We start from the raw sequence: 24,628 nt of genomic DNA on the forward strand, positions 1-24,628 counted from the left end.
TGAAAAAAGCGGCACCGCAGCTTTCCCCACCCTTTGAAACGGAGACAGACCCATGCAGCAGAAAGAACCCCCGGCAAGCCGCCATGTGCGCATCAACGCGCTGGACGGCAGCGGCAGCTTCAACGCCTACCTGGCCGTGCCGGCCTCGGGCAGCGGCCCCGGCCTGGTGCTGGCGCAGGAGATCTTCGGCGTCAACGCCACCATGCGCGAGGTGGCCGACTACTACGCCGAAGAAGGCTACGTGGTGCTGGTGCCCGACCTGTTCTGGCGCCAGCAGCCCGATGTGGAACTGGGCTACACGCCGGCGGACTGGGAGCGCGCCTTCGGCTTCTACAAGGGATTCGACGAGGCCCTGGGCGTGCAGGACATCCAGGCCTGCCTGAACGCCTTGCGCCAGCGCCCTGAGGTCACGGACGGCAAGGCCGGCGTGCTGGGCTTTTGCCTGGGCGGCAAGCTGGCCTACCTGGCCGCCTGCCGCACCGATGCCGATGCGGTGGTCGGCTACTACGGCGTGGGCATCGAGGCGGCGCTGGACGAGGCCGAGCGCATCCGCTGCCCGCTCACCCTGCATGTGGCCGAGCTCGACGCCTTCTGCCCGCCCGAGGCGCGCCAGCGCATCGTCCAGGCGCTGGGCGGGCGTCCCGGCGTGGCCGTGCATGTCTATCCGGGCGTGGACCATGCCTTCGCGCGCAAGGGCGGCGACCATTTCCACCGCGCCTCGGCCCTGATGGCGCACGAACGCAGCATTGCCACGCTCAAGTCCGCCATCGGCCCGCACTTCGACCTGGCCGCGCTGTGGGACAAGCACTGCGAGTACGAGTTCGCCACGCGCAACGTGGACGACACCATGGCCACCATGGTGGCCGAGCCCTATGTGAACCACATCCCGACCATGACCGGCGGCGTGGGCTTCAGCAACCTGCACGCCTTCTATACGAACCACTTCGTCAACAGCAATCCGCCCGACACATCGCTGACGCCGATTTCACGCACGGTGGGGGCCTCGCAGGTGGTGGACGAGATGCTGTTCTGCTTCACGCACACCACCGAGATCCCGTGGATGCTGCCCGGCGTGCGTCCCACGGGGCGGCGCGTGGAGATCCCGCTGCTGGCCGTGGTCAAGTTCCGTGGCGACAAGCTCTACCACGAGCACATCTACTGGGACCAGGCCAGCGTGCTGGTGCAGGTGGGCCTGCTGGACCCGGCGCTGCTGCCCGTGGCGGGCGTGGAGACGGCGCGCAAGCTGCTGGACGAGACACTGCCCTCCAACGAACTGCTCAAGCGCTGAGCGCGGCGCGGGCGCATGGGTTTCACCCTGCGCCCGCTGGCGGCCTGCAGGCCGTCAGGGCTCTCAGGGTTGCCACCAATGTTGATATGTCAACATTGGTGGATCATGCGGCCATCGCAATCGCAATCGCAATCGCCGTCGCCGCCCGGTTCCCTCCGCCCAATGCCCCGCCCACGCACATCCACGATCCCTGCCGCCGATGCCGCCACCGGCCCTGCACCGGACACGCAGGTCTGCAGCCAGACGCTGGCGCTGGAGGACTTCATCACCTTCCGCCTGGGCGCGCTGTCCAATGCGCTGCAGACCCAGGTGACGCGCCACTACATCGCGCCGGCATCGCCCGTGGGGCTGACCGAGTGGCGGCTCATGGGCCAGATCCAGCGCCACGGCGAGCTGCATGCCAGCGCGCTGTCGCGCCTGAGCCTGATGGACAAGGCCCAGATCAGCCGCGCGCTGCAGCCGCTGATCGACCGGGGCTGGGTGCTGCGCCGCGCCGATCCGCAGCACGCGCGCCGCCACCTGCTGCAGCTGAGCGAAGCAGGGCAGGCGCTCTTCGACGAGGTGCTGTCCCGCGCACGCCCCTACCAGGCGGCCCTGCTCAATGCCCTGACGGCCGAGGAGCGCGCCATGCTGGACCGCATCCTGGACAAGCTGGGCCGTGCCTCCCAAGCGCTGGACCAGGGGCTGGACCAGGGGCTGGATGCCTGATTTCCCCACGACCCACCTCAGAACCCACACCATGAATTGCTCCATGCACCCTGATGAGCGGGCCGCCCGCATCGAACTGGCCGCCTGCTACCGCGTCTTCGCCATGCTGGGCTGGGACGAACTGATCTACAACCACATCACGGTGCGCCTGCCCGACAGCGTGACGGGCGGTGAAAAGCAGTTCCTGATCAACCCCTTCGGCCTGCACTACGAAGAGGTCACGGCCAGCAACCTGGTGCGCATCAATGTGCGCGGCGAGGTGCTGGACGGCTCGCGGCATCCGGTCAACCCGGCCGGCTTCGTCGTGCATGCGGCCATCCACGACGGACTGCCGGGCGCGCACTGCGTGATGCACACGCACACCACCTCGGGCATGGGCGTGGCCTGCCTGGAGCAGGGCCTGTCGCAAAGCAACTTCTACAGCGCCCAGCTGCACGGCATGGTGGCCTACCATGACTTCGAGGGCATCACCATCCATGCCGACGAAGGGCCGCGCCTGCTGGCCAGCATCGGCCACCGCAAGGCCGTGATCCTGCGCAACCATGGCCTGCTCAGCTGGGGCAGCGACCTTCCCCAGGCCTTCGTGGTGCTGTGGACGCTGCAGCGCGCCTGCGACGTGCAGATGGCCACCCTGTCCATGGGCGCGCCGCGCATGGTCTCCGACGCCATGGCCCAGCGCTGCAACGAGGACTCGCTGACCTTCAACGACAGCCACGGCGGTGCCCGCGATGTGTTCGACCACCTGGTGCGCCGCGTGAACCGGCGCGACAGCAGCTATCTCGATCTTTGAACCCGGAGCTTCCCGCGCATGACCATGGAACAGACAAGCATTTCATTCGACAAGGCCTGCATCTTCGGCGCCGGCGCCATCGGCGGCTGGATGGGCGCGGCCCTGGCCCGCGCCGGCTGCCAGCTCAGCGCCGTGGCGCGCGGCGCCGCGCTGCAGGCCCTGCGCACCCAGGGCCTGACCCTGGTGCACGGCGAGCAGCGCGAGCACTTTGCGCTGCGTGCCGAACAGGACCCGGCCGCCCTGGGCGTGCAGGACCTGGTCATCATCTCCGTCAAGGCGCCGGGCATGCCCGATGTGGCCGAGCGCATCGCCCCGCTGATCGGTCCGCAGACCGTGGTGCTCACGGCCATGAACGGCGTGCCCTGGTGGTTCCTGCACGGCGGTGTCGATGCCAGCGTGCGCGGCAAGCAGCTGAAAGCCGTGGACCCTGAAGGCCGCATTGCGCAAGCCATCCCGCTGGGTCAGGTGCTGGGCTCCGTGGTCCATGCCAGCTGCTCCAACGATGCGCCCGGCGTGGTGCGCCGGCACTTCGGCAACAGCCTGATCCTGGGCGAGCCTCTGGCCACAGGGCCCGGCCAGCCGCCCACGCCGCGCCTGGCGGCACTGGCCCAACTGCTGCAGCGTGGCGGCATCGAGGCCAAGGTCTCCGACAACATCCAGCGCGACGCCTGGTACAAGCTCTGGGGCAACATGACCGTCAACCCCGTCAGCGCGCTGACGGGTGCCACCTCGGACCGCATCCTGGGCGACGACCTGGTGCGCGGCCTGATCACGCGCGTGATGCTGGAGGCCAAGGAAATCGGCGCGCGCATCGGCCTGCCCATCAACGAATCGCCCGAAGACCGCCATGCGGTCACGCTCAAGCTGGGCGCCTTCAAGACCTCCATGCTGCAGGACGTGGAAGCGGGCAAGCCTGTGGAGCTCGACGCCCTCGTGGGCGCGGTGCGCGAAATGGGCCAGCTGTGCGGCGTGGACACGCCCTTCACCGATGCGCTGCTGGGCCTGGCGCGGTTGCAGGCACGGCAAAAGGGGCTGATGGCCTGACGCCGCAAAGGCCAGTACCGGCCTGCAGCGCGCAACCGTAGACTACGCCTCCATGACTTCCGCCAAGAACCCCGCCTCGCCCTGGTCCACGCTGTGCGTGGTGGCCACCACCGTCCCCAGCGCCGAGGAGGCCGCCCATCTGGCGCGCAGCCTGGTGCAGCAGCAGGCCGCGGCCTGCGTGCAGGTGGAGCCCATCACCTCGCACTATGTGTGGGAGGGCGAGATGCACGCCACGCCCGAGTGGCGGCTGGTCTGCAAGACCCTGCCCGACGTGCTGGAGCGCCTGGCCCGGCTGCTGCGCGCCGGCCACAGCTACAGCGTGCCGCAGATCACCATGCGCACCGAGCGCTGCATGGCCGACTATGCGCAGTGGCTGCGCTCCCAGGTCTCGACCCGGGACGTGGCGGACACTGCAGAAAGGGCCGCCGCGCCCCGCATCACTGCGGCGTGACGTTGGCGGCCTTGATCACGGGCACCCAGGTCGCTGTCTCCTTGCGGATCAGCTCGCCGAAGGCGCTGCCCGTGACCACCCACGGCTCGATCCCCTGCAGGTCCAGCTGCCTGACCACGGCCGGCGTGTTGAAGATCTCCTGAATATCCTTTTCCAGCTGCCTGAGCACGGCCGGCGGCGTCTTCTTTGGCGCCATCACGCCGTACCAGGACGAGATGGCGATGCCCGGCACGCCCGCCTGGGCCAGCGTGGGCACATCAGGCAGGTACTTGCTGCGGGCCGGGTCGGTCACGGCCAGCGCACGCAGCTTGCCCGACTGCACATGCGGCAGCAGCGCGGGCACATTGCCCACGATCATCGGCACCGTGCCGCCCAGCACATCGTTGAGGCCGGGCGCCGTGCCCTTGTAGGCCACGTGCAGGATGTCGGCGCCGGTCTGCTGCTTGAACAGCTCACCGGCCAGATGCAGGCTGGAGCCCACGCCGGGCGAGGCATAGCTGATGGTGGCCGGCCTGGCCTTGGACAGGGCCACCAGCTCCTGCACCGTTTTGGCGGGCACGCCAGGGTGCACGGCGATCACATTGGCCGCCTTGGCCAGCGAGGCCACGGGCGCGAAGTCCGCCTCCACGCTGTAGCCGGGCCTGGCCAGCAGCGTGGGATTGATGGTCAGGTTGCCCTGGGGCACGACCAGCAGCGTATGGCCGTCCGCCGCGGCACGCTTGACCATGTCGATGCCGATATTGCCGTTGGCCCCGGGCTTGTTCTCCACCACCGAGGTCTGCTTGTAGCGCTCGGCCAATCCCGTGGACAGCAGGCGGGCCAGCGCATCGACCGGGCCGCCGGGCGGAAAGGGCGCGACGATGGTGAAAGGCTTGGCGGCCAGCTGCTGCTGCGCGGCGGCATCCTGGGCCAGGGCGCTCTGGCATGCGGCTGCTGCCAGCAGGGCGGCAGCGCCGAGCAAGGTGGGGGCTTTCATGGGGAACTCCGGGGAACAAGGCAAGGCAGGTACAAGCAAAAGAAATGCCTGAGGGCTATCGATTGTTTCTTATATAAAACAACGTTCTTCTTATAAATCAATGCAAGCATAAAACCTGCGGCTTGATTCGAATCAAGGGAAAACCCTTGCCTGCATGCCTGGGCCTTCGCTGCGCTCGCATGCCCATGAAAAAAGGAGCGCAGCGCGCTCCTTCGGGTGGTGGTGTGCCGGGTGGCCTCAGGACAGCAGCGCCTGCGCGAATTCCCGGGCGTTGAAGGTTTCCAGGTCCTCGACCTTTTCGCCCACGCCGATGAAGTACACGGGGATCGGCCGTTCCTGGGCAATGGCAGCCAGCACGCCGCCTTTGGCCGTGCCGTCGAGCTTGGTGACGATCAGGCCCGTGAGCTGCAGCGCATCGTCGAAGGCGCGCACCTGGGCCAGCGCGTTCTGGCCGGTGTTGCCGTCGATGACCAGCAGCACCTCATGGGGCGCCGTGGCGTCGGCCTTGCTGACCACGCGGCGGATCTTGCGCAGCTCTTCCATCAGGTGCAGCTGGGTGGGCAGGCGTCCTGCCGTGTCCACCAGCACCACATCCTTCTTGCGCGCGCGGCCGGCGGTGACGGCGTCAAAGCTCACGGCCGCAGGATCGCCCCCTTCCTGGCTGACGATCTCCACCGTGTTGCGGTTGGCCCAGACGCCAAGCTGCTCGCGCGCGGCGGCGCGGAAGGTGTCGGCGGCGGCCAGCAGCACGCTCTGGCCTTCATCGGCCAGGTGGCGGGTCAGCTTGCCGATGGAGGTGGTCTTGCCCGCGCCGTTGACGCCAGCCACCATGATCACGGTGGGCTGGTGCTCACCGATGACCAGCGGCTTTTCCAGCGGGCGCAGCAGGTCGGCCAGGGCATCGGCCAGCAGCGCCTTGACGGCGGCGGGGTCGGTGGCCTTGGCCTCCTTGACGCGGCGGCGCAGGTCGGCGAGCAGGTGCTCGGTGGCCTTGACGCCGGTGTCGGCCATCAGCAGGGCGTCTTCCAGTTCCTCGTACAGCGCATCGTTGATCTGCGTGCCCGTGAAGACCGTGGCAATGCTGCTGCCGGTCTTGCGCAGGCCGGTCTTGAGGCGCTGCATCCAGTTCTGGCGGCTGGCACCTTCGGCCTCGGGCTTGGCCGTGGGCTCGGGCGCGGCAATGAAGTCCGCAGGCGCGATGGTGGACGCGGGTGCAGCAGCTGGGGCAGGCGGGTTTTCGGGGGGCGCGGCATCGCCCTTGCCGCCGCCAAAGGGCTTGCGCCACCAGGCACTGCCGGTGTCGGCGGCCGGCGCTGCTGGCGCGGCCGGTGGCAGGGCAGGGGGGCTGTCCTGCGGTGGGGTTGCGGGAATGCCGGCCTTTTCAGGCGCGGCGCTGCTGTCCGCCGGGGAAATCTCGGCGGCGGAGGGGGTGGGCTTTTTCTTGAAAAAACTGAACATCGGCAGGTTCTTAGAATCACAGCATTCTATGAAACATGCACTCACCCTCCTGGGCTTAATGGCCTGCATGGGCACCGGGGCTGCTTTGGCAGCCCCGGATGCATCCTCTTCCATCCCTTCATCGCTGCTGCAGACGGTGGCCAGCCAGGCCGCCGGCGGCACGCGCACCGCCACTTCGGCACAGCAATTCACCTTGAAGAACGGCATGCAGCTCATCGTGCAGCCCGACCGGCGCGCGCCCACGGCCGTGCACATGGTCTGGGTGCGCGTGGGCTCCGTGGACGAGGTCGATGGCACCTCGGGCGTGGCCCACGCGCTCGAACACATGATGTTCAAGGGCTCGCGCAAGGTGGCTCCCGGCGAGTTCTCGCGCCGCGTGGCCGCGCTGGGCGGCCAGGAGAACGCCTTCACCAGCCGCGACTACACGGGCTACTACCAGCAGATTCCGTCCAGCCGCCTGGAAGACGTGATGAAGCTCGAATCCGACCGCTTCGCCAACAACCACTGGCCCGACAGCGAGTTCAAGAAAGAGATCGAGGTCATCAAGGAAGAGCGCCGCATGCGCACCGAGGACCAGCCGCGCGCCGTGCTCATGGAGCAGTTGATGGCGGCGACCTTCGTGGCCTCGCCCTACCACCGCCCCGTGATCGGCTGGATGAGCGACCTGGACGCGCTGACGCCCGGCGACGTGCGCGACTTCCACGGCCGCTGGTATGTGCCCGGCAATGCCACCATCGTCATTGCCGGCGATGTGGACGTGGCCAAGGTCCGCGCCTGGGCCGAGAAGTACTACGGCAGCATTCCCGCACGCGCCCTGCCGGTGCGCAAGCCGCGCACCGAGCCCGCGCAGATCGGCATCCGCCGCATCGAGGTCAAGCAGCCGGCCGAGCAGGCCCTGGTGGCCCTGGCCTTCCGCGCGCCCTCGCTGACGCGCGTCAGCGACCTGCAGGCCGATGACCGGGATGCGCTGGCGCTGCTGGTTCTGTCGGCCGTGCTGGACGGCTATGACGGCGCCCGCCTGGAGCGCGCCCTGGTGCAGGGCGAAGGCCGCGTGGCCGACGGCGCGGGCAGCTCCATGTCCCTCATGGGCCGTGGCCCCGGCCTGTTCATGCTGACGGGCGTGCCCGCCACGGGCAAGACCGCCGCCGAGGTCGAGGCGGCGTTGCGCGCCGAAGTGGCCAAGGTCGCCAAGGATGGTGTGGAGCCCGCCGAGCTGGAGCGCGTGAAGACGCAGTGGATGGCCTCCAATGTCTACGAGCGCGATTCGGTCATGGGCCAGGCCCAGAGCCTGGGCAATTACTGGATACAGGGCATGCCGCTGGATGCGGAAGACCAGCTGCTGACCCAGCTGCGCACCATCACGCCCGATGACGTCAAGCGTGTGGCTGCCAAGTACTTTGGCGATGACCAGCTCACGGTGGGCACCCTGGTGCCGCAACCCCTGCCCGAAGGCGGCAAGCCCCGTCGCCCCGATGCGGGTGCCGGCATCGGCGGACCCCTGCATTGATGCCCCCGAAGCACGCTGGAGTGAAGATGAAGAACATGAAAAAAATGGTGGCCAGCACGGTGCTGGCAGGCGTGGGCCTGGGCTTTGGTGCCACGTCCGCATGGGCCCTGCTGCCCATCCAGCACTGGACCCAGCCCAGCGGGGCGCAGGTCTGGCTGGTGGACAGCCCGGGCATTCCCATGGTCGATGTGCAGATGGACTTCGATGCCGGCAGCCGGCGCGATCCCGCCAACCAGGTCGGCCTGGCCAGCGCCGTGGCGCTGATGGCCTCCAAGGGCGTGACCGCCCAGGGCGATGCGCCTGCGCTGGACGAGAACGGCCTGGGCCAGGCCTGGGCCGATCTGGGTGCCAGCTTTGGCGCCCAGGCGGGCCGCGACAGCTTCAGCTACGGGCTGCGCTCCCTGACCGAGCCTGCGCTGCTGCAGCGCGCCGTGGCGCTGGCGGCGCGCCAGATCGCCAACCCCAGCTGGCCGCAGGACGTGTGGCTGCGCGAGCGTGAGCGCTGGACTGCGGCCATCAAGGAATCGGACACGCGCCCCGGCACGGTGGCCGGCAAGGCCCTGAGCCAGGGCGTGTTCGGCACCCATCCCTACGGCGCGCGCGCCACGGGCGAGAGCCTCGCGCACATCGACCTGTCCGACATGCAGTCCTTCCACCGCCGCCTGATCGCGGCCTGCCGCGCCAAGGTCAGCATCGTCGGTGCGGTCAGCCGTGAACAGGCCGACCAGCTGGTGCAGCAACTGCTGGCTCCGCTGCAGGCGGCGCAGGGCCAGGACGCCAGTGCCTGCGCGCCTCTGCCCGACGTGCCCAAGGTGCAGGCGCTCAAGGCGCCGGTCAACGAGAACATCCCCTTCGCCTCGGCCCAGGCGCAGGTGCTGATCGCCCAGCCCGGCATTGCACGCAACAGCCCGGACTTCATGGCCGTGCTGGTGGGCAACCACATCCTGGGCGGCGGCGGCTTCACCTCGCGGCTGACCGAGGAAGTGCGCGAAAAGCGCGGCCTGAGCTACAGCGTCTACAGCGACTTCTCGCCGGGTCTGGACGCAGGCGCCTTCACGATCGCCCTGCAGACGCGTCCTGACCAGGCAGCCGAGGCCCTGAAGGTGTCGCAGGACACGCTGCGCCGCTTCGTGGCCGAAGGCCCGACCGAGAAGGAGCTCAAGGCCGCAAAGGACAATCTGATCGGCGGCTTTGCGCTGCGCATCGACAGCAACCGCAAGCTGCTGGGCAATGTGTCCAACATCGCCTGGAACGGCTTGCCGCTGGACTACCTGGAGCACTGGACCGAGCGCGTGCAGGCGCTCACCGTGCGTGATGTGCGCGAGGCCATGCAGCGCATGCTGCAGCCCGAGCGCATGGTGACCGTCGTCGTGGGAGGCAAACAATGAGCCGCAACAGCATCAAAATTCATACCCCTGCCGGCAAGCGCTGGCTGGAAAAGGCCACCGCCGAGGCCGCAGCACCCAAGGCAGCTGCCGCAGCACCGGCTGCCGCCAAGGCGAAAGCCGGACGGCCGGCGCCGGTGGGCGCGGGCGAGGTCCGCATCATCGGCGGCCAATGGCGCCGCACGCGGCTGCCCGTGGCGCAGCACCCGGGCCTGCGGCCCACGCCGGATCGCGTGCGCGAGACCCTGTTCAACTGGCTGGGCCAGGACCTGACGGGCTGGCACTGCCTGGATGCCTTCGCGGGCACGGGCGCGCTGGGCTTCGAGGCCGCATCGCGCGGCGCGACCAATGTGCTGATGAACGAGCAGGACGCCACCCTGGTCCAGCAGTTGCAGCGCCTGCGCGAGCGCCTGGACGCCCAGTCCGTGCGCGTGCTGCGCGGCGATGGCATCGGCTGCCTGCGCCAGGTGGCGCCGGGCACGCTGGACCTGGTGCTGATCGATCCGCCGTTCGACCATGCCGATCTGTTCGAGCCTGCGCTGAAGGCCGCCGCACAGGCGGTGTCCGCCACGGGCTATGTCTATCTGGAGGCGCCCCAGGCCTGGACCGAGGAGCAACTGGCCGAGGCCGGTGGCCTGCAGCTGTTCCGCCATCTGAAGGCCGGCGCCGTCCACGCCCATCTGCTGCGCAAGGCGCCGCAGGACGAGTAAAGGGCGCTGCGGCGGCCGCGTTCCCTGGCAGGAGCGCGGCTGTCGCACAGCCGACCGGCCATGCTGCAGCGCAATGCATAATGCGCCATCCGTGCCGGACAGGGCACGCGCAGCCAATGAAAGCGACCGCCATGAGCCACGACGTGATTGCCGTCTATCCCGGAACTTTCGATCCGATCACGCTGGGTCATGAAGACGTGGTGCGCCGCGCGACCCAGCTGTTCAGCCACGTCATCGTCGCCGTGGCGGCGGGCCACCACAAGAAGACCATGTTCAATCTTGAGGAGCGCATGCAGATGGTGCGCGAGGCCGTGTCCATCTATCCCCATGTCCAGGTCGAGAGCTTTCATGGCCTGCTGCGCGACTTCGTGGTCGAGCGCGGCGGCAAGGCCATGGTGCGCGGCCTGCGTGCGGTCACCGACTTCGACTACGAGTTCCAGCTTGCCGGCATGAACCGCACGCTGATGCCCGAGGTGGAGACCGTCTTCCTCACGCCCAGCGACCGCTACCAGTTCATCAGCAGCACCTTCGTGCGCGAGATCGCCACGCTGGATGGCGAGATCGACAAGTTCGTCTCTCCCAGCGTGCGTACCCGCCTTCTGCAGAAGGTGCAGGCCAATCGTGGGTCGTGATCGCACCGCCTGATCGCACGACCTGGTCGCACGCCTTGATCCCGCTTCCTGATGCCCTGACCCCCTGGCTGTCCTGAGGCCCGGCAAGGGCGGCCAGGACCCTCTCGAAGTTTCTTCTTAGAAGGCAGCCTGCCGCGTGGCGCTCGCATTCACGGCGGCGTGCACGAATTCCAGCTTGCGCCTGGCCCCGGCCGAAAGGGCGAACGGATAGGCATCGCCATGGCCCAGGCTGCGGTTGAGGCTGTTGGTCAGCAGCGTCAGCGGCACCCACTGGTCCAGCATGGTGCCGAAGTCCGGCCGTGCATGGACCGCGAAAGGGTCCTGCACGCACAGCGCGGGCTGCGTGACCGAGCCTGTACTTGTCCCTGAGCCTCCAGGCATGGTGATGCAGGTGCCATAGCTGGCCGCAGTCTCCAGCAGATCCACCATGTGCAGGTAATGGGCCCAGCTTTCGGCCCAGTCTTCCCACGGGTGGGAGGTGGCATAGGCGCTGACGAAGTTGTCGCGCCACTGCTCATCCATCGGGTCGCGCGCATAGTAGTTCTGCAGGGCCTGGCCATAGTCCTGGCGCTCGTCGCCGAACAGGCGGCGGAATTCCTCGATACGGCCCGCGCCCACCACCAGCCTGTCCCAGAAGAAGTGGCCGGATTCATGGCGCAGATGGCCCACCAGCGTCCTGTAGGGCTCGTGCAGTGCCTGGCGGCGCCGGGCACGCTCGGCATCGTCGGCCTCCACCACGTTCAGCGTGATGGTGCCGTTGGCATGGCCGGTCATCACGGGCGCCTGCCCCGGCAGGTCGGCCAGCAGCTCGAAGCGCGGCCCGTCCTCTCCAGGCCGGGGACCCAGGCCCAGGCGGGCCAGCGTGTAGAACAGCTGGCGCTTGGCGGCCTCGATCCGGGTCCAGCGCAGCGCATTGGACGGGTCTGACAGATCGGGCAGCCAGCGTGTCTGGCGGCAGGACTCGCACAGCGCATGGGGATCGTCTGCGGGCAGGGCGAAGTTGCACTGTCCCACGGGACCCCGGTGGCTGCACATCTTGTAGAGCCGGCCTGGCGGCTTGCCGCTCGTCAGCGAGGACAGGCTCTCCCACAGCACGCTGTCCCGCGTGCCGGAAACCGGGCGCAGGCAGGCCACATGCAGTCGCTCGGGCAGGAAGGCCAGGGTGGCGCCGCAGTGCACGCATTGAACGCTGTCGAAGAAGACCGGGTGGCCACAGGCATCGCAGTTGAAGACTCGCATGTCGGTCACTTTACGCCGTATGTCCGGCGCACGGTGGAAAGGGGTCGTACCTGCCGTCGGCTGCAATGGTCGGCAATCCTCGCGGCGGACCGTGCGGCAGTTGGAGCCCTGGATGAAAAAAGGCCGGAAGTCTCCGGCCTTGTACTTGGATCAGCCCCCGCAGGGGCCTGCATCAGGGACGAACCACGATGCTGTTGCGCACTTCACGCACGTTCTTGGTGGTGCGGGCGATCTCGGCGGCGCGGGCCTTTTCCGATTCGGACTTGGCAAAGCCCGACAGCTGCACCGTGCCGTTCAGGGTCTCGACGCTGATGGAAGTGGCCGAGACGCTCTTGTCCTCTGCCATCTTGGCCTTCACCGCAGTGGTGATGCCGGCGTCATCCACATACGAACCCACGGACTGCTGGTCGCGGGCCACGGAGCAGGCGGTGGTACCGAGCACGGTGGCACCGGCGACGAGAGCGAAAGCGATGGCACGGGTGTACTTTTGCATGATCAGTTCTTTCCTGGACAAGAAGATTGAGAGTAACGGTACTCGAGGGAACTCAGGGGACTCGGCGGCAGCTCACTTGCGCGAGCGGGAACTCATGAAGAACGCGGTGGCCAGGGCAGCGCCCGTAGCTGCAGCCAGCAGGATGGAGCGGCCAGGCTGTTCGATGACGTAGCGCGTGGTGGCTTCCGTGGCCGATTGCAGCTGGCGGCGGGCGCGGTCGGAGCTGTCGGCGCAGAAGTTGATGCCGCGTGTGGCCAGTTCCTGGGCACGTGCTGCGAGGTCATCGATGACGGGGTTCAGTTCACGCTCGATGGACTGCACACCTTCCTCGGCCTTGTCCAGCGCATTCGCTGCAGTGCGGCGTGTGGTGTTGACGGCTTCCTTGGCGGCATCCGCGACATCCTGGGCAACGTCCTTGGCGGTATCGGCGGCTTTGTTCACGGCTTTCTCGGCTTGGCTCATTGGTTCTATCTCCTCAAAACTGGCATGAATACGAAAGGCGGTCGGGCTGCCGGGCTGGCTGCCCGCAGGAAGCGGGCTTGGGCTGGCAGGGGGATGAAGGCGGCGCCGCCGCTACTTCTTGATCAGGCTCATCACAAAGGTGACGACAGCCATGATCACGAAAATATAGAACAGGATCTTGGCGATGCCTACAGCACCTGCCGCAATACCACCAAAACCGAATATGGCGGCTACCAGGGCGATGACGAAGAACACGATGGCGTAGTGCAGCATGTAAAACTCCTTGGGTTGTTCGTTTCCAAGAAACGGCACGGGGCGGATGGGCCAAGTGCTGTTTGCATGGGTTCGACTGTACTGAGCCGCCAAAGGTGTATCTGACGGTGGCCGGCGTGGCATGGCGTCAGGGTTAGGCGGGGGGGTGGTGTAGGAATGCTCCGGCTGCACAGGGCTTGCAGCCGCCGCTGGCTGCAACCATCCAGGAGTGCACATGAAAAAAAGCCCCTGGCGCGTGGGCGCGCAGGGGCTTTTGCATGGCGGGTGCTGCCGCTTCAGGCGGTGGCGACCGTACCGCCGCTTTTGTCCGTGGAGATCGGCGCCAGCGGGATGACGGCGGAGATTGCCGTGCCCTTGCCCAGTTCGGACGAGACGGTCAGACGGCCGCCTGCGGCCTCCACGCGGTGGCGCATGCCGGCCAGCCCGTGGGAGTTGGGGCGCATGGCCGAGGTCTCGAAGCCTTCGCCGTCGTCCTGGATCTGCACCGTCACATAGGTCGGATAGTTGTGCACGGAGACCAGGACATGGCTGGCCTTGGCATATTTGCCGATGTTGGTCAGCGACTCCTGGACGATGCGGTAGACCGTGAGTTGGGTGGATTCCGGCAGCTCCACCTGCTCCAGGTTGGCCGTGACTTCGATGCCGCTGCGCTCGCCGAACTCGCGCGCCAGGATTTCCAGCGCCGTCGTCAGGCCCAGGTTGGACAGGGAAGAGGGGCGCAGGTCCTCGATGATGCGGCGCTTGAGGGCGATGCCGCTGTTGAGCGTCTCCACCAGATGGCTGACGCGTTCGCCCACGTCCGGCGCGCTGAGGTCGATCTTGGATTTGAGGCGCGCCACGTCGAGCTTGGCCGCCGTCAGCAGCGAGCCCAGCTCGTCGTGCAGTTCGCGCGCCAGGTGTCCGCGCTCGTCCTCGCGCACCTGCTGCAAGTGGTTGGCCAGCTCCGTCAGCGTGGCCGTGCGCTCGCGCACCAGGGCTTCGAGGCGGTTGCGCTCGTCGCGCTGGATCTCCTGCTCGCGCTGGTGGGCCTGCTGCAGCGCGTGGGCCTGGCGCAGGTACATGAAGAAGCCCAGCACGCCCAGGGCCGTGACCGTGGCGATGCCTATGCGCGACAGCGACAGCGTGTGCTCGATGTCCTGCAGGTTCTTGGCCGAGCGCTGGTCTATGCCTGACAGCAGCTTGCCCGTGTAGTCGCGGATGGCGTCCATGTTCTCCATGCCCACGTCGGTGAACATGACGAAGCGCCAGGCCTCCTCGTTGCCCTGGCGGTACAGGCGCAGGCTGAGTTCCATCTCGCTCATCTTGCGTTCGACCTGGCGCGCCAGCGGCGTGAAGATCGCCAGCTCCTGCGGGTCGTAGATGAAGATCTGGCGCAGCTCGTCCATGTTGTAGTTGATGGCCGTGATCGCCTTGCTGTAGGGCTCCAGGTAGCGCTCCTCGCCCGTGAGCAGGTAGCCGCGCAGGCCGGTCTCCGCATCCAGCATCAGCCGCAGCAGCTGGCTGATCTCCGAGCGAGTGTTCTGGGTCTGGGTCATGGCCTCCAGCGCCTTGGTGGAGCGCTTGTAGCTGGCCTCGTTAATGCTCACCAGCAGCACGGCCGCGACGATGGCGAATGCCAGGCTGATCGCAATTCTTCGGAAATTTATCCAACGCATAAGCATCCTCTCACCTACAAGATCTTCGCCGATATTCTGCATAATTCGTGTTATCGGCTGCCGGGGCAGTTCCTGCGCCGGCCGTTACCATATATTGTTTGCACGACCAGCGATCCCGCTGGTCCCCCGAAAAAGAGGTATTCATGATCAGAATTGGCATTGTGGACGACCATGCAATTGTGCGCTCGGGCCTGCGTCAGTTTCTCTCGGAACACGTGGACCTGCGTGTAGTCGGTGAGGCCGCCAATGGCCGCGAGGCCATCGATCTGGTGCGTGCCCACGAGATCGACGTGCTGTTGATGGACCTGTCCATGCCGGGCCAAAGCGGTATCGACGCGCTGGCCATGCTGCGCGCCAAGGCGCCGGACATGGGCATCCTGATCCTGAGCGGCTATCCCGAGGAGCACTACGCGATCAACCTGATCCGCCAAGGCGCCAGCGGCTACCTGAACAAGGAATGCGATCCCCAGGAGATTGCCGAAGCGATCCGCACCGTGGCCCTGGGCCGCCGCTACCTGACGCCCGCCGTGGCCGACCTGCTTGCCCAGCAGCTCAACCGCAAGGATGACGCGCCAGCCCATGAACAGCTGTCAGAGCGTGAGTTCCAGGTCTTCCTCAAGCTCGCGCGTGGTGAAACCGCAGGTGATATTGCAAAGTCGCTTTCACTGAGCGTAAAGACGGTCAGCACCTATCGCACGCGACTCATGGAGAAAATGGGATTGTCGTCCAACAGCGATCTGACGTATTACGCACTGAAGAACAGGCTGATCGATTGATTTTCAGTCAATAGAAAATACGGGCTGCACGATTATCAAGTCGTGCAGCCTTTTTCTTTGATGAAAAATCAAATGCAGTGCTTTGGGTTCAGGCTGTTTTGAGTTGGTTGAGTGACGCCGCATCGATATTCATGCAATAGTCCATGAGTGCGTCGATTTCATTGGACTTGTCGAAGACAGCATCCACGCCGAGCTGGGCGCAGCGGCTGCGGATGTCGGGGGTGGCGTAGTTGCTGAGCACCACGATCTTCTGGTGCGGCTGGCGCTCGCGGCAGGCAGTAAGCACACCCAGGCCGCTGCCCTGGCGCAGGAACAGGTCGACGATGGCGAGATCCCATGCGTCGGGGTTCTGCTGAAGCCAGTCCGTCCCCGCGCTCTCCGTCTCCGCGATGCCCACGGCCTCGACATCGGCCAGTTCTTCGAGCGTGGCGATCAGGTTCTCGCGGATCGTAGGGTTGTCTTCAACAAGATAGGTGCGCAATTTCACGGCTGTATCCAATAGGGACGCGGATGGCAATCGGAGTCCGGTGGAGCCCGGCCTCCATTGTCCTGCGCGACAGCGGGCGATTGTGCCAGTGAGGGATCGGCGTGGGGGTCAGCCGATTCCTACGCCTTGTTACCGCAAACGGGACATTCCGGTACACGAGTGGTTTGCATGCTACTCCAATCCAGGCTGCGGCTGTCGAACATGGTCAGGCGGTTTGTTGCAGGCGTGCCAAATCCCGCGATCAGCTTGAGGGCTTCCGCCGCCTGCAGCGTGCCCATGACGCCCACCACGGGCGCGAAGACGCCCATGGTCGAGCACTGCACTTCCTCGAACTGCGCATCGGGCGGGAACACGCAGGCATAGCAGGCGCAGTTCTCGTCGCGCGGGTCCATGACCATGAGCTGGCCGTCCAGCCGGATGGCCGCCCCCGCCACCAGGGGCACCTTGTGTCGCACGCAGGCCGCGTTGATCATGTGGCGCGTGCGGTAATTGTCCGTGCAGTCCAGCACCAGGCTGGCCTGGGGCACGAGCTCGTCGAGCAGCGCGTCGTCGGCGCGCTGCTGGCGGCAGTCGATGCGGATGCCGGGGTTGATGGCGTGCACGGCCGTGCGTATGGATTCCACCTTGGGCTGGCCCACGCGGTCCGTGGTGTGGGCGATCTGGCGCTGCAGGTTGGTCATGTCCACCGCATCGTCGTCCACCAGGGTGATGCGGCCTATGCCGGCCGAGCCCAGGTACAGCGCGGCGGGCGCGCCCAGGCCGCCTGCGCCGATGATGAGCACATGCGCTGCCAGGATGCGCTCCTGGCCCTCGATGCCGATTTCGTCGAGAAGGATGTGGCGCGAGTAGCGCAGCAGTTGATCGTCGTTCATTCGCGTCTCCAGACGTGAAAAAGCCGGGCGCAAGGCCCGGCTTGGTGCAGGCGCGGACCCGCTCCGCGCCGCGCTGTCAGTTTTCCTTCTTCTCGGGCTCGCGCTCGGTCAGGGTCTTGCTGACCATGACGGGCTGGCCCTTGAGGCGGTTGAGCGCCTGCTGCAGCTGGAAGTCCTTTTCGGTGCCGAACTCGGGCAGGCGGCGCTCGGCCGGCGGCTTCTTGGCTTCCTCTTCCAGGCGCTTGCGGGCTTCCTCGCGGGCCTTCTCGCGCACCTCGTCCTTGACCTCGGCACCCTGTCCGCTGGACAGGTGCTTTTCCAGGTCGGCCTCGCGCATGCGCAGGGCGGCGAACAGGTCACCTTCGGGCGTCTCATCCACCATCACGTCGGGCACGATGCCCTTGGCCTGGATGGACTTGCCGCTGGGCGTGTAGTAGCGCGCCGTGGTCAGCTTCAGGCCCGTATCGGGGCCCAGGGGGCGCACGGTCTGCACGGAGCCCTTGCCGAAGGTCTGGCTGCCCATGATGATGGCGCGCTTGTGGTCCTGCAGTGCGCCGGCCACGATCTCGCTGGCCGAGGCCGAGCCTTCGTTGACCAGGACCACCAGCGGCAGCTTCTTGAGCGAGGCCGGCAGGCGCTGCAGCGGGTCTCCCATGCCGCGGCGGGCATAGAAGCTGGGCGATGCCTTGTAGGTTTCCTTGCTCTCGGCCAGTTGGCCGTTGGTGGAGACCACGGTCACATCCGGCGGCAGGAAGGCGGCCGAAATGGCGACGGCAGCGTCCAGCAGGCCACCCGGGTCGTTGCGCAGGTCCAGCACCAGGCCCTTCATGTTGGGGTCCTGCTTGTACAGTTCCTCGACCTTGCGCACGAAATCGTCCACCGTGCGTTCCTGGAACTGGCTCAGGCGGATCCAGCCGTAGCCGGGCTCGATCACCTTGCCCTTGACGGACTGCGTCTTGATTTCTTCGCGCGTGATGGTCACGGGGAAGCTGCGGCTTTCATCCTTGCGCAGGATGGTCAGCTGCACCTTGGTGTTGGGCTCGCCACGCATGCGCTTGACGGCGTCGTTGAGCGACAGGCCCTTGACGGCCGTGTCGTCGATCTTGGTGATCAGGTCGCCGGTCTTGAGGCCGGCGCGGAAGGCGGGGGAGCCTTCGATGGGCGAGACGACCTTGATCAGGCCGTCTTCCTGCGTGATCTCGATGCCCACGCCGACGAAGCGGCCCGAGGTGCCCTCGCGGAATTCCTTGTAGGACTTCTTGTCGAAGTACTGAGAATGCGGATCGAGGCTGGACACCATGCCGGAGATGGCATCGGTGATCAGCTTCTTGTCATCGACCGACTCGACATAGTCGGTCTTGATCAGGCCGAAGACGGCGGACAGCTGCTGGATTTCCTCCAGCGGCAGCGGGGTCATGGCACCGCGGGCCACGGTCTGCAAGGAAACCGTGGTCAGTGCTCCGGCGATTACGCCTACGGAAACCCAGCCGGCAATTTTGATTTTCTGGCCCATATCACCCCTTTAACCGCGTCAATATACACCCGCTTGGAAAGGCAAGCGCCCGCGTGGTTCCCTAAAAACGGCGCAGCAAGCGCAATTTCCGCAGCAGGCGCTCACCTCAAGCGGGCCCGGCTCAGGCCTTGCCCTGTGCGGCCACGGCGGCTGCAGCCTTGGCGGCAGCTTCCGCATCGCCCAGGTAATAGTGGCGAATGGGCTTGAGATTGGCATCCAGCTCATAGACCAGCGGAATGCCATTGGGCACGTTGACGCCGACGATGGCGTCATCCGAGATGCCGTCCAGGTACTTGATCAGCGCGCGGATGGAGTTGCCGTGGGCCGCGACCACGACGCGCTTGCCGGACAGGATGGCGGGCGCGATGGACTCGTTCCAGAACGGCAGCACGCGGGCCACCGTGTCCTTCAGGCATTCGGTCAGCGGCACCTGGCTGGGGTCCAGCTGGGCGTAGCGCACGTCGCTGCGCTCGCTGCGCGGGTCTTGCGGCTCCAGGGCCGGCGGCGGCGTGTCGTAGCTGCGGCGCCACACCAGCACCTGGGCGTCGCCGTATTGCTTGGCCATGTCCGCCTTGTTCAGGCCCTGCAGGCCACCGTAGTGGCGCTCGTTCAGGCGCCAGCTGTGCTGCACGGGCAGCCAGGTGCGGTCCATTTCGTCCAGCGTGTGCCACAGCGTGCGCGTGGCGCGCTTGAGCACGCTGGTGTAGGCCAGGTCGAAGTCATAGCCCTCGGCCTTGAGCAGGCGGCCGGCGTTCTTGGCCTGTTCGACGCCGGTGGCGGTCAGGTCCACATCGGTCCAGCCGGTGAAGCGGTTTTCGAGGTTCCAGGTGGATTCACCGTGGCGGATCAGCACGAGCTTGTACATGGCGGCTTTCTAAGTCTCTCGATGCGACAAAGCTGGGCTGTCGCGGGGGCAAAAGCCAGCATTCTAGAATTGACAGGTTTGCCAACCCAAGGAATGACGTGAAATTCATCATCGATAACTGGTATTTGATCCTGATCGCGCTGGCTTCCGGCGTGATGCTGCTGCTGCCCCTGGTGCGCGGCGCAGGCGGCGGCTCGCTGACGGCGGCGCAGGCCGTGCAACTGATCAACCGCCAAAAGGCCGTGGTCATCGATGTCTGCGAGCCCGAAGAGTACGCGGCCGCCCATGCCAACGGCGCCAAGAATGTGCCGCTGAGCCAGTTCGAGGAAAAGCTGCCCACCACCGTGAAGAACAAGGCGCTGCCGCTGGTGCTGATCTGCACCAAGGGCAACCGCGCCTCCCGTGCCGAAGGCATTGCGAAGAAGCTGGGCTACGAAAAGGCCCAGGCCCTGGCCGGTGGCCTGAAGGCCTGGCGCGATGCCGGCATGCCGGTTGAAAAGGCCTGAGACGCCCCCATTTGACGGCGATGGAAGCCGCTGCTCCGCGCCCCGGGCGCCAGCCGGCGGCACGCCGCAAACTCGAAGAAAGACGCACATGCAAGCCGTGAAGATGTACACCACCGCTGTCTGCCCCTATTGCATCCGGGCCAAGCAGATCCTCAAGTCCAAGGGCGTGGAGCAGATCGAAGAGATCCGCATCGACACCGATCCGGCCGCGCGCGACGTGATGATGCAGAGCACGGGCCGCCGCACGGTGCCCCAGATCTTCATCGGCGACCACCATGTGGGCGGCTGCGACGACCTGATGGCGCTGGATGCCGACGGCGGTCTGGTGCCTCTGCTGCAAAGCTGAAACACGGGCACTGCATAATGCTGGCCCAGGTGCCCGCTGCGCAAGCTCTTGGCAGCGGGCATTTTGTTGGTGATTTTTTTGATGCCCTGGTCACCGCACCAGGGTTTTTTGCCCAGAAAGACTGATTCCATGGCCGAACAGGACACTCCCGTCTTCCAGATCCAGCGCGTCTACCTCAAGGACCTGTCGCTGGAGCAGCCCAATTCGCCCGCCATCCTGCTGGAGCAGGAGCAGCCCAGCGTGGACATCCAGCTTGGCGTCGAGGCGACTCCCGTGGCCGAAGGCATCTACGAAGTGGCCGTGACCGCCACCGTGCAGACCAAGATCCAGGACAAGACCGTGTTCCTGGTCGAGGCCAAGCAGGCCGGCATCTTCGAGATCCGCAACGTGCCCGAAGACCAGATGGGTGGCGTGATCGGCATTGCCTGCCCCCAGATCATCTATCCCTACCTGCGCGGCAACGTGGCTGACGTGGTCACCCGCGCCGGCTTCCCGCCCGTGCACCTGGCCGAGATCAACTTCCAGGCCATGTACGAGCAGCAGCAGGCAGCCGCCCAGGCGGACGGCAACTCGCTGCCGCAGTAAGCCGGTCCATTCCCGGACGATGTGATTTGCGCCCAGGCGCGTCTCATCGCTGTGGTACAAGAAAAGAGGCCCGAGGGCCTCTTTTTTTCATCAACGTCGCTTCTTCAACGTCGAGCAGATATGAACATAGTGGTGATTGGCGCAGGCGCCTGGGGCACGGCGCTGGCGATGAGCGCGGCCTCGCGCGGTGACGGGCGTGTCGTGACCCTTTGGGCGCGCGACGCCGCCCAGGCGCAGGCCATGCACGGCAGCGGCGAGAACGCACGCTACCTGCCTGGCGTGGCACTGCCTGCCGCGCTGCAGGTGGTGCATGGCGAGATCGACGGCCATCTGGCGGCCGCCGACCTGATCGTGATCGGCACGCCCATGGCTGCCCTGCGCGAATGGCTGGGCCGGCTGCAGCATGTGCCCGCACCCGTGGCCTGGCTGTGCAAGGGCTTCGAGGCCGTGCCCGCAGGCGCTTCGGCTGCGGCCCATGGACTGATGGCCCACGAGGTCTGCGCCGAGGTGGCGCCCGATCTGCTGTGCGGCGTGCTCAGCGGCCCCAGCTTCGCGGCCGAGGTGGCACGCCACCAGCCCACGGCCCTGGTGGCGGCCAGCCGCCATGCCCAGGTCAATGACGCCCTGGTGGCCGCCTTCCACGGCGGCGCCATGCGCGTCTATGCCAATGCCGACATCGTGGGCGTGGAGGTGGGCGGCGCCGTGAAGAACGTGCTGGCCATTGCCACCGGCCTGTGCGACGGCCTGCAGCTGGGCCTGAACGCCCGCGCCGCGCTGATCACGCGCGGCCTGGCCGAGATGACGCGTTTGGGCCTGGCCCTGGGCGCGCGCACCGAGACCTTCATGGGCCTGTCGGGCCTGGGCGATCTGGTGCTGACGGCCACGGGCGACCTGTCGCGCAACCGCAAGGTGGGCCTGCTGCTGGCCCAGGGCCGCACGCTGGAGCAGGCCGTGGCCTCGCTGGGCCATGTGGCCGAGGGCGTGTACAGCGCACGCACCGTGCTGGCGCGCGCGCGGCTGCTGAATGTGGAGATGCCCATCACCGAAACCGTGGTCGAGCTGTTGGACGGCCGGCTGCAGGCGGCCGAGGCCGTGCAGCACCTGATGGCGCGCGATCCGCGCGGCGAGTGATTCTTCGGTGTCCATGAAAAATGGCCCACACGCTCCCCTTGCTGCGCAAGGTCTACTGCCCCCCGAGGGGGCCGCTTTTCATCTTGGGGCGGCCCGGCGATGAAAAAGCCCCGGAGCTGGAAGGCCCCGGGGCTTTTTTGCGTCAGAAATCCTGGCGCCTGGCGCGCTACATGCCCAGTTACAGGCCCAGCTCCAGACCCAGCAGTTCCTCCACCGTCTGGCGGCGGCGGATGAGGCGCGCGCTGCCGCCATCGACCAGCACCTCGGCGGCCAGCGGGCGCGTGTTGTAGTTGCTGGACATGGAGCTGCCATAGGCGCCCGTGTCATGGATGACCAGCAGGTCGCCCACCGAGGCGCCTGCCAGCGCGCGCGGCAGCACCACGCCGCCGTCGCCCTGGGTGAACACGTCGCCCGATTCGCACAGCGGGCCGGCGACCACGGCATCGCGCAGGGGCATGGCCTGGCCGTCGCGGCGCAGCACTTCCATGCCGTGCCAGCTGCCGTACATGGAGGGGCGCATCAGCTCGTTGAAGCCCGTATCGACCAGCACGAAATGGTTGCTGCCCGCGTTCTTGGTGGCGCGCACCTGGCCCAGCAGCACGCCCGACTCGGCCACCAGGAAGCGGCCGGGTTCGATCTCCAGGCCCAGCGCGTGGCCCACGATGGCCTCGGCGTCCTTGCGTGCCGCATCCCACAGGCCGTGGTAGTGGGCGGTGTCGATGGTGGCGTCGCCATCGCGGTAGGGAATGGACAGGCCGCCGCCGGCCGAGATGGCCTGCAGGTCATGGCCTGCCTGGCGGGTGGCGCGCACCAGCTCGACCATGGCGCCGCAGACCTGCTGCAGGTGGCCGTAGTCCACGCCCGAGCCGATGTGCATGTGCAGGCCGGCCAGCTTCAGGCCGCCGTCGCGGATGGCCTGCAGCGCCGCCAGCAGGTCGCTGTGCCAGATGCCGTGCTTGCTGTGCTCGCCACCCGTGTTGGTCTTGTTGCTGTGGCCGTGGCCGAAGCCGGGGTTGATGCGCAGCCACACGGGATGGCCGGGCGAGGCCTGGGCCAGCTGGTGCAGCATGTCGATGGAGCCGGCGTTCACGGGCACCTTGTGCTCGGCCACGCAGGCCAGCGTGGCCTCGTCCATCACGTCGGCGGTGAACACGATGTCGCTGTGCAGGTCGTCGCCATGGCCGGCCGCGTAGCCGGCGGCCAGCGCGCGCAAGATTTCGCCGCGCGATACCGCATCCACCTTCACGCCCTGCTCGCGCATCAGCCGCAGGATGTGGATGTTGGAGCAGGCCTTCTGCGCAAAGCGGATGGTGTCGAAGGCCTTGAGCTGGGCGATGCGCGAGCGGATGGTGGCGGCGTCATAGACCCACAGCGGCGTGCCGTGCTGGTCGGCCAGAGCCCAGAGCTGGGCGGGCGAGAAGGGATTGGACATGGTGTCTCTTTCAGGGGAACTGCCGCGCATGATGGCGGATGGGAGTCATTCAGTCCAATGCTTGTTCTTATGGTGTCTATTTGATTTGGATATGCTTTGGCCATGCAAGACCCCGCGCTGCCGCACACGTCTCCCGAACCCCGCATCTCCCACCGCCACCTGGAGGTGTTTCGCGCGCTCATGCTCAGTGGCAGCGCCACGGCGGCGGCGCAGATGCTGTTCAGCTCCCAGCCCACCGTCAGCCGCGAATTGGCGCGGATGGAGAGCCTGCTGGGCTATGCGCTGTTCGAGCGCGCCCAGGGCCGGCTGCGGCCCACGGCACGCGCCCTCTCGCTGTGGGCCGAAGTGCAGCGCAGCTGGCAGGGGCTGGATCGGGTGGTGGAGCATGCGCTGGCCCTGGCGCGGCCGCACCAGGCGCGCATCAACGTGCTGTGCCTGCCCGCGCTCAGCCATGCGCTGCTGCCCGCAGCGCTGGCGCGGCTGCATGCGGAGCATGGCCCCGTGGCCGTCAGCGTGGCCACGCAGGAGGCGCCGCTGCTGCAGGAGTGGATGGCCGCCCAGCGCTACGACCTGGGCCTGGCCGAGCTGGCCGAGGCGCCTCCGGGCACGCGTGCCCTTGCGCTGCCCGCCATGGACGAGGTGGCCGTGCTGCCCGCAGGCCATGCGCTGGCCGCAAGGCCGGTGCTGGAGGTGGCTGACTTTGCCGGGGAAAGCTTTGTCAGCCTGGCGCGCGACGATCCCTATCGCCAGCAGATCGATGCCGTGTTCGAGCAGGCCGGCGTGCAGCGCCAGCTGCACCTGGAGACCCACAGCGCCGTGGCGGTCTGCGCCATGGTCCAGCACGGTCTGGGCGTGGCCATCGTCAATCCGCTGACGGCGCGTGCCTGCGCCGGGCCGCAGCTGGTGGTGCGGCCGCTGGCGTTCTCCATTCCCTTCCAGGTCCATGCGCTGCTGCCGCTGCACCGGCCAGCCGTGGCCGAGGTGCAGTGGCTGGTGGACGCGCTCGCCGCCGAGGTGGCCGCGGTCGGCTGAAGGCGGCAGTGC

The 24,628-nt window shown here is 67.0% G+C and carries 27 protein-coding genes; 15 read left to right on the top strand and 12 right to left on the bottom strand.

The genetic code is table 11. From position 1 onward, the window contains the following. Window positions 1–52: 52 nt before the first annotated feature. From BW39_RS23560 to cutA, 5 genes are all read left to right on the top strand, one after another. Window positions 53–1,288 carry a dienelactone hydrolase family protein gene (locus tag BW39_RS23560; protein ID WP_016449084.1) on the top strand — a complete coding sequence of 412 codons (1,236 nt, stop codon included), beginning with the start codon at window positions 53–55 and terminating at the stop codon, window positions 1,286–1,288. Between the two features lie 162 nt (window positions 1,289–1,450). Further along, window positions 1,451–1,996 carry a MarR family winged helix-turn-helix transcriptional regulator gene (locus tag BW39_RS23555; protein WP_043824612.1) on the top strand — a complete coding sequence of 182 codons (546 nt, stop codon included), beginning with the start codon at window positions 1,451–1,453 and terminating at the stop codon, window positions 1,994–1,996. A 31-nt stretch (window positions 1,997–2,027) separates the two neighbouring features. Beyond that, window positions 2,028–2,786, top strand: a complete 759-nt coding sequence (locus BW39_RS23550) for a class II aldolase/adducin family protein (protein ID WP_016454137.1) — start codon at window positions 2,028–2,030, stop codon at window positions 2,784–2,786. Between the two features lie 18 nt (window positions 2,787–2,804). After that, window positions 2,805–3,830: a 2-dehydropantoate 2-reductase gene (locus tag BW39_RS23545; RefSeq protein ID WP_017404218.1), complete on the top strand. Its 1,026-nt coding sequence runs from the start codon at window positions 2,805–2,807 to the stop codon at window positions 3,828–3,830. Between the two features lie 52 nt (window positions 3,831–3,882). Then, complete coding sequence (gene cutA / locus BW39_RS23540) at window positions 3,883–4,281, top strand: divalent-cation tolerance protein CutA (RefSeq protein WP_043824611.1); 399 nt, start codon at window positions 3,883–3,885, stop codon at window positions 4,279–4,281. Here cutA and BW39_RS23535 read toward each other — a convergent pair. Further along, the gene (locus tag BW39_RS23535; protein WP_043824609.1) at window positions 4,268–5,257 is read right to left on the bottom strand and encodes a Bug family tripartite tricarboxylate transporter substrate binding protein; all 990 of its coding nucleotides are present in this window, start codon (window positions 5,255–5,257) and stop codon (window positions 4,268–4,270) included. The genes cutA and BW39_RS23535 overlap by 14 nt on opposite strands. Before the next feature lie 237 nt (window positions 5,258–5,494). After that, window positions 5,495–6,715: a signal recognition particle-docking protein FtsY gene (gene ftsY / locus BW39_RS23530; RefSeq protein WP_043824670.1), complete on the bottom strand. Its 1,221-nt coding sequence runs from the start codon at window positions 6,713–6,715 to the stop codon at window positions 5,495–5,497. A 28-nt stretch (window positions 6,716–6,743) separates the two neighbouring features. On the opposite strand from ftsY, the gene BW39_RS23525 reads away from it, so the two are divergent. The 4 genes from BW39_RS23525 (at window position 6,744) to coaD (ending at window position 10,949) form a co-directional block, all read left to right on the top strand. After that, the gene (locus tag BW39_RS23525) at window positions 6,744–8,222 is read left to right on the top strand and encodes a M16 family metallopeptidase (RefSeq protein WP_013803936.1); all 1,479 of its coding nucleotides are present in this window, start codon (window positions 6,744–6,746) and stop codon (window positions 8,220–8,222) included. Window positions 8,223–8,248: 26 nt separating this feature from the next. Further along, window positions 8,249–9,610 (top strand): M16 family metallopeptidase, encoded by a 1,362-nt coding sequence (locus tag BW39_RS23520; RefSeq protein ID WP_043824606.1) that lies wholly within the window; start codon window positions 8,249–8,251, stop codon window positions 9,608–9,610. After that, the gene (gene rsmD, locus BW39_RS23515) at window positions 9,607–10,317 is read left to right on the top strand and encodes a 16S rRNA (guanine(966)-N(2))-methyltransferase RsmD (protein ID WP_012203729.1); all 711 of its coding nucleotides are present in this window, start codon (window positions 9,607–9,609) and stop codon (window positions 10,315–10,317) included. Before BW39_RS23520 ends, rsmD begins: the two co-directional genes overlap by 4 nt. Before the next feature lie 131 nt (window positions 10,318–10,448). After that, window positions 10,449–10,949: a pantetheine-phosphate adenylyltransferase gene (gene coaD, locus BW39_RS23510; RefSeq protein ID WP_013803934.1), complete on the top strand. Its 501-nt coding sequence runs from the start codon at window positions 10,449–10,451 to the stop codon at window positions 10,947–10,949. A 117-nt stretch (window positions 10,950–11,066) separates the two neighbouring features. Here the strand turns inward: coaD and BW39_RS23505 are convergent, their stop codons facing one another. The 5 genes from BW39_RS23505 to BW39_RS23485 all read right to left on the bottom strand — a co-directional run bounded on the left by BW39_RS23505 (window position 11,067) and on the right by BW39_RS23485 (window position 15,071). After that, on the bottom strand, window positions 11,067–12,188 hold the full coding sequence (locus tag BW39_RS23505; RefSeq protein ID WP_043824679.1) for a zinc-binding metallopeptidase family protein: 1,122 nt from the start codon (window positions 12,186–12,188) through the stop codon (window positions 11,067–11,069). Window positions 12,189–12,360: 172 nt separating this feature from the next. Next, on the bottom strand, window positions 12,361–12,681 hold the full coding sequence (locus BW39_RS23500) for a BON domain-containing protein (protein ID WP_013803932.1): 321 nt from the start codon (window positions 12,679–12,681) through the stop codon (window positions 12,361–12,363). A 72-nt stretch (window positions 12,682–12,753) separates the two neighbouring features. After that, the gene (locus BW39_RS23495) at window positions 12,754–13,143 is read right to left on the bottom strand and encodes a hypothetical protein (protein WP_013803931.1); all 390 of its coding nucleotides are present in this window, start codon (window positions 13,141–13,143) and stop codon (window positions 12,754–12,756) included. Between the two features lie 111 nt (window positions 13,144–13,254). Continuing rightward, window positions 13,255–13,416, bottom strand: a complete 162-nt coding sequence (locus BW39_RS30620) for a DUF1328 domain-containing protein (RefSeq protein WP_013803930.1) — start codon at window positions 13,414–13,416, stop codon at window positions 13,255–13,257. Window positions 13,417–13,691: 275 nt separating this feature from the next. Next, on the bottom strand, window positions 13,692–15,071 hold the full coding sequence (locus tag BW39_RS23485) for a sensor histidine kinase (RefSeq protein ID WP_043824604.1): 1,380 nt from the start codon (window positions 15,069–15,071) through the stop codon (window positions 13,692–13,694). A gap of 143 nt (window positions 15,072–15,214) precedes the next feature. Here BW39_RS23485 and BW39_RS23480 point away from each other — a divergent pair, with 143 nt between their 5' ends. Continuing rightward, complete coding sequence (locus BW39_RS23480) at window positions 15,215–15,847, top strand: response regulator (RefSeq protein ID WP_012203736.1); 633 nt, start codon at window positions 15,215–15,217, stop codon at window positions 15,845–15,847. Between the two features lie 88 nt (window positions 15,848–15,935). Here BW39_RS23480 and BW39_RS23475 read toward each other — a convergent pair whose 3' ends face one another. The 4 genes from BW39_RS23475 to gpmA form a co-directional block, all read right to left on the bottom strand. Next, window positions 15,936–16,334 (bottom strand): response regulator, encoded by a 399-nt coding sequence (locus BW39_RS23475; protein WP_013803928.1) that lies wholly within the window; start codon window positions 16,332–16,334, stop codon window positions 15,936–15,938. Window positions 16,335–16,453: 119 nt separating this feature from the next. Next, on the bottom strand, window positions 16,454–17,206 hold the full coding sequence (locus BW39_RS23470; RefSeq protein WP_012203738.1) for a HesA/MoeB/ThiF family protein: 753 nt from the start codon (window positions 17,204–17,206) through the stop codon (window positions 16,454–16,456). A gap of 76 nt (window positions 17,207–17,282) precedes the next feature. Continuing rightward, window positions 17,283–18,719: a S41 family peptidase gene (locus BW39_RS23465; RefSeq protein WP_013803927.1), complete on the bottom strand. Its 1,437-nt coding sequence runs from the start codon at window positions 18,717–18,719 to the stop codon at window positions 17,283–17,285. Between the two features lie 121 nt (window positions 18,720–18,840). Continuing rightward, a complete protein-coding gene (gene gpmA, locus BW39_RS23460; protein WP_012203740.1) occupies window positions 18,841–19,584 on the bottom strand; it encodes a 2,3-diphosphoglycerate-dependent phosphoglycerate mutase in 744 nt (247 codons plus the stop codon). A 98-nt stretch (window positions 19,585–19,682) separates the two neighbouring features. Between gpmA and BW39_RS23455 the strand changes: the two genes are divergently transcribed. From BW39_RS23455 to BW39_RS23440, 4 genes are all read left to right on the top strand, one after another. Continuing rightward, window positions 19,683–20,090, top strand: a complete 408-nt coding sequence (locus BW39_RS23455; RefSeq protein ID WP_013803926.1) for a rhodanese-like domain-containing protein — start codon at window positions 19,683–19,685, stop codon at window positions 20,088–20,090. A gap of 88 nt (window positions 20,091–20,178) precedes the next feature. After that, window positions 20,179–20,436, top strand: a complete 258-nt coding sequence (gene grxC, locus BW39_RS23450; protein WP_034390758.1) for a glutaredoxin 3 — start codon at window positions 20,179–20,181, stop codon at window positions 20,434–20,436. Between the two features lie 129 nt (window positions 20,437–20,565). Further along, a complete protein-coding gene (gene secB, locus BW39_RS23445; protein WP_013803924.1) occupies window positions 20,566–21,021 on the top strand; it encodes a protein-export chaperone SecB in 456 nt (151 codons plus the stop codon). A 120-nt stretch (window positions 21,022–21,141) separates the two neighbouring features. Continuing rightward, a complete protein-coding gene (locus BW39_RS23440; protein ID WP_013803923.1) occupies window positions 21,142–22,152 on the top strand; it encodes an NAD(P)H-dependent glycerol-3-phosphate dehydrogenase in 1,011 nt (336 codons plus the stop codon). A gap of 178 nt (window positions 22,153–22,330) precedes the next feature. Here BW39_RS23440 and lysA read toward each other — a convergent pair whose 3' ends face one another. Further along, on the bottom strand, window positions 22,331–23,584 hold the full coding sequence (lysA, locus tag BW39_RS23435) for a diaminopimelate decarboxylase (protein ID WP_043824600.1): 1,254 nt from the start codon (window positions 23,582–23,584) through the stop codon (window positions 22,331–22,333). A 102-nt stretch (window positions 23,585–23,686) separates the two neighbouring features. Here lysA and BW39_RS23430 point away from each other — a divergent pair, with 102 nt between their 5' ends. Continuing rightward, complete coding sequence (locus BW39_RS23430) at window positions 23,687–24,616, top strand: LysR family transcriptional regulator (RefSeq protein ID WP_043824598.1); 930 nt, start codon at window positions 23,687–23,689, stop codon at window positions 24,614–24,616. Window positions 24,617–24,628 lie beyond the last annotated feature (12 nt).

Origin of the sequence: Delftia sp. RIT313 (genome assembly GCF_000632165.1) — a bacterium.
Lineage (GTDB): Bacteria > Pseudomonadota > Gammaproteobacteria > Burkholderiales > Burkholderiaceae_C > Comamonas > Comamonas acidovorans.

Bases quoted from the DNA above. Each gene is read 5' to 3' on its own strand.
- secB (WP_013803924.1), top strand. From the start codon at position 20,566: ATGGCCGAACAGGACACTCCCGTCTTCCAGATCCAGCGCGTCTACCTC.
- BW39_RS23480 (WP_012203736.1), top strand. From the start codon at position 15,215: ATGATCAGAATTGGCATTGTGGACGACCATGCAATTGTGCGCTCGGGC.
- BW39_RS23560 (WP_016449084.1), top strand. From the start codon at position 53: ATGCAGCAGAAAGAACCCCCGGCAAGCCGCCATGTGCGCATCAACGCG.
- coaD (WP_013803934.1), top strand. From the start codon at position 10,449: ATGAGCCACGACGTGATTGCCGTCTATCCCGGAACTTTCGATCCGATC.
- BW39_RS23505 (WP_043824679.1), bottom strand. From the start codon at position 12,188: ATGCGAGTCTTCAACTGCGATGCCTGTGGCCACCCGGTCTTCTTCGAC.
- BW39_RS23470 (WP_012203738.1), bottom strand. From the start codon at position 17,206: ATGAACGACGATCAACTGCTGCGCTACTCGCGCCACATCCTTCTCGAC.
- ftsY (WP_043824670.1), bottom strand. From the start codon at position 6,715: ATGTTCAGTTTTTTCAAGAAAAAGCCCACCCCCTCCGCCGCCGAGATT.
- lysA (WP_043824600.1), bottom strand. From the start codon at position 23,584: ATGTCCAATCCCTTCTCGCCCGCCCAGCTCTGGGCTCTGGCCGACCAG.
- BW39_RS23550 (WP_016454137.1), top strand. From the start codon at position 2,028: ATGAATTGCTCCATGCACCCTGATGAGCGGGCCGCCCGCATCGAACTG.
- gpmA (WP_012203740.1), bottom strand. From the start codon at position 19,584: ATGTACAAGCTCGTGCTGATCCGCCACGGTGAATCCACCTGGAACCTC.
- BW39_RS23440 (WP_013803923.1), top strand. From the start codon at position 21,142: ATGAACATAGTGGTGATTGGCGCAGGCGCCTGGGGCACGGCGCTGGCG.
- grxC (WP_034390758.1), top strand. From the start codon at position 20,179: ATGCAAGCCGTGAAGATGTACACCACCGCTGTCTGCCCCTATTGCATC.
- BW39_RS23465 (WP_013803927.1), bottom strand. From the start codon at position 18,719: ATGGGCCAGAAAATCAAAATTGCCGGCTGGGTTTCCGTAGGCGTAATC.
- BW39_RS23485 (WP_043824604.1), bottom strand. From the start codon at position 15,071: ATGCGTTGGATAAATTTCCGAAGAATTGCGATCAGCCTGGCATTCGCC.
- BW39_RS23535 (WP_043824609.1), bottom strand. From the start codon at position 5,257: ATGAAAGCCCCCACCTTGCTCGGCGCTGCCGCCCTGCTGGCAGCAGCC.
- BW39_RS23555 (WP_043824612.1), top strand. From the start codon at position 1,451: ATGCCCCGCCCACGCACATCCACGATCCCTGCCGCCGATGCCGCCACC.
- BW39_RS23430 (WP_043824598.1), top strand. From the start codon at position 23,687: ATGCAAGACCCCGCGCTGCCGCACACGTCTCCCGAACCCCGCATCTCC.
- BW39_RS23520 (WP_043824606.1), top strand. From the start codon at position 8,249: ATGAAGAACATGAAAAAAATGGTGGCCAGCACGGTGCTGGCAGGCGTG.
- BW39_RS23525 (WP_013803936.1), top strand. From the start codon at position 6,744: ATGAAACATGCACTCACCCTCCTGGGCTTAATGGCCTGCATGGGCACC.
- BW39_RS23500 (WP_013803932.1), bottom strand. From the start codon at position 12,681: ATGCAAAAGTACACCCGTGCCATCGCTTTCGCTCTCGTCGCCGGTGCC.
- BW39_RS23495 (WP_013803931.1), bottom strand. From the start codon at position 13,143: ATGAGCCAAGCCGAGAAAGCCGTGAACAAAGCCGCCGATACCGCCAAG.
- BW39_RS23545 (WP_017404218.1), top strand. From the start codon at position 2,805: ATGACCATGGAACAGACAAGCATTTCATTCGACAAGGCCTGCATCTTC.
- cutA (WP_043824611.1), top strand. From the start codon at position 3,883: ATGACTTCCGCCAAGAACCCCGCCTCGCCCTGGTCCACGCTGTGCGTG.
- rsmD (WP_012203729.1), top strand. From the start codon at position 9,607: ATGAGCCGCAACAGCATCAAAATTCATACCCCTGCCGGCAAGCGCTGG.
- BW39_RS30620 (WP_013803930.1), bottom strand. From the start codon at position 13,416: ATGCTGCACTACGCCATCGTGTTCTTCGTCATCGCCCTGGTAGCCGCC.